The following is a 2994-nucleotide window of genomic DNA, read 5'->3' on the forward strand; positions in this document are numbered from 1 at the left end:
GAGTGAGTTTTAAATAAGCACCCAAGCCTACCAACAATGCCACCGCAGCAAACAGCATAAACACAGCGGAGTTTAGATGAGTAGCATCGCCGAGCAGGGATTTAAACATCAACAATAGGGATTCAATCGATACCGCAATCACAATCGCCGACATAAAACGTGCAATAGTGCGGCGCGTGGAGCCTGCGTGATGTATATCTTTATGCAACAACACTTCTTCTTCGAGAATTGTTTTTCCCAAATCAAAAATCGCCAAGCCCAGGGTAACTAAAATGACCGATTGGAACGCTTGGGTTGCGGTATTGGTATGCTCATGAATCATTTCATATAACGATTGGCCAGCTGAATATAGCAACAGCATGGACACCACAACCAACATAATGCCGATGATGCCGTAAATCACTTGAAACACGGGATGCACAACCCTGCGCAAACTATCGCCATTTAAAAAAGTAATCAGCTTTTCCAAATTAAAATTAATCACCACATAGCGAGTGGTATTTTCAGCATCAACAAAACGTTGCACTGCAGAAATAGCCAGTTGATGCGTTGCACTGGAAAGGTAGGCCTGAGTCACCGTAATCTTTGAGCTATTATCGCGCGCCGACCTGTAGTAAATACGATTGCTGCGATCCGAACCAAAACCCGGCTCACGCCGCTTAGGGTCAGGAACCGTAGGCGATGCTGCCGACTCGGTCGTTTGCACACCGTTTTCATCGAGACAGTAGAGCAACTCCACAAATGGATAGGATTTGTGCAACCGTTTGACGACTTCGTTTAGTTGCTCTTGAGACGTTGCCAATTTATTGGGTGATAGTGAACTCACAATCGACTCCAATAAACGTTCGATTTGTGGTTGATATTCGTCGTACTTTTTAAGCAGATATAGATAATTGCGTGGGGTCATAATTCAACTCATCAACATAGCGGGCCTGCAAATTGGTCGGAAGTTTACCTTAATTTACCTGCAGTTATTGCGCCATCACCGCGTAAAACTCTAGCGATAAAAAAACCCCGGAAAACCGGGGTTTGATTGAATCGGATTGATGATGTTCGGAGGCTATTCGATATTGCCTGGCGCTCCCCCGCCTACGGACACTTTGCCGCTATTTAAGATAAATGTGACTACCTGGGTTTGCAGCTCGCTAGTCACATTCAAAGCGCCATTCTCAGGTCGCAACAATGAAACATGGCCGCCCGCAGTGAGCTTGACATAACCGCGCCCCAACTGGGTAGAACCCAAGCCCAATTGTGTTGCGCCCAGCAGAGAGGCCATAGCCGAGGTTCCCGCTAATGGGGCACTCGCCGCACCATTGGGGATTACTACATCGCCATTGATCTGTTGCACCAGCGTTGGCACGCCCAGCGCCGCCAATGTCTGCATATAGTTCACCGGATCGCCCGCGTCCATCGCGCTTTGTGCTGCATAGAGGAACCGCTCATAATTACTGGTACCGACATTTACGCCACTGGCCGCCAAGCCACCGTTAATTACCGGTGTAAAGGTCGCAGAATTCACCAGAATTTGCGCTACTTGCGTGCCTGCTGCACTGGTTACCAAACCGCGAATAGGGTTGAGACCGGAGGGCAGACCAACCAACGCATCATTGGCGATTGCCATTTGGTTAACAGTCGTAAACACACTGCCCAAAATGCCACCCAGTGAGACACCCACTACATAGACACGATTTACATCTAAACCAGTAGTAACAGATTTGCGAATCTCGGTATTCACTCCGCCAAGGCTGGCATTGAGGTTGAGCAAATCCATCACCGCCTGACGGTTGTTATCGCGCGTATTAGTCAGATAACCGAGATTAATAAATTGCGCACCTGAACCATCCGCCACCCCGGGAGCGGTAAAGTTCATGGGTGCAGGTGCACCACCAACAACCGCCACATTGAAATGGCGCTCGTGGGGCGCATTGGCGCCATAAAGTGCGGCAAAAGGTATCGATTGGCTTTTTTCTACATTGAGTACTTTCACCAAGTCACTGTTAGCGGGAATACCATGTACTGGCAAATCGATAGCGACCGTAGCTATACACTGGCTTGCCAGCGTATGACCCAACGCCAACACTGAGGCGCGATCACTGGTAATACCATGCACGTAGATGACAGTGGGATAGCCTGTGGCTGCGTAGATCTGACCGCAGTTAGCGGCTCCTGCATAACCGGGCACCCAATTATCCTGTGGCATAGTGACTTGCAGAGGCACAGATTCATCGCCCGTTTTAGCCGCAAAGGGATAGCGATAAGTGACGTTGTAACTGCCGTCTACATCAGCGGGCACAGTCACCCCCAAGGCGCCCGCAAGCGTGAGATCTGGCTTCCAATTGCGCTTCAGGTATTCGCCAAAGGGTAACCCTGTGGCTGCGGTTTGGTAGTAAGGAAGTTTGATATAGCCGGTGTACAGCTTGCCGACATTGGCAGCCAGTGCAGGGCTAAAAGTATTGAAATCGATACCTGTAAGCCCTGACACACCCAGATCACGTTTTTTCGGCGTGGACAAAAGGCCGATTGAATCCAGAGTCACAGCATTTGCCACCGCCGTTGCAGGTGCTGCCCCTGCCGCAATTTGAGTGCTGGCAACCGCCGCGCGGGGTGATGCCATAGCAACCAAGCCGGTGACTGGATCAGTTGTGGTGAAGGTATAGGTCAACACTAACTTTTCTTTCGCTGTTGCAGCCGTCAGCTGGCCGCCACTCACTGCCGCCAGAAATCCACTGGCGAGTGTCTCCCACCCGACAATGGCTGAGCGCACAGGTAACAGCGAGCTAAGTGTTTGGTAGTTAGGATCGCGCAGGGAGTTGTAGCTCCAGGAGCGGGTCAGGCTGGCGCCACTGGCATTTTTCACATCATCAGTGATAAACACCAGATATTTGGTTTTGGACTTAAGCGGTTTGGTTGGGCGAATACGGATCACATTATTTGTTCCGCCATCCTGCGACACCACCACCACATCATAGTTAGCTGGGCCAACCACCCCGACAC

The 2994-nt window shown here is 50.4% G+C and carries 2 protein-coding genes; both read right to left on the reverse strand.

The features are described from left to right. The coding region (locus B3180_RS08665) for a PDC sensor domain-containing protein (RefSeq protein ID WP_286844045.1) at nucleotides 1-907 on the reverse strand (907 nt) is incomplete at its 3' end. Nucleotides 908-1060: 153 nt separating this feature from the next. Beyond that, nucleotides 1061-2994 (reverse strand): hypothetical protein (locus B3180_RS08670; RefSeq protein ID WP_286844047.1); only part of this gene is annotated, 1934 nt, incomplete at its 5' end.

This window comes from Idiomarina sp. UBA4206 (assembly GCF_002383015.1).
Taxonomy (GTDB): Bacteria; Pseudomonadota; Gammaproteobacteria; order Enterobacterales; family Alteromonadaceae; genus Idiomarina; species Idiomarina abyssalis.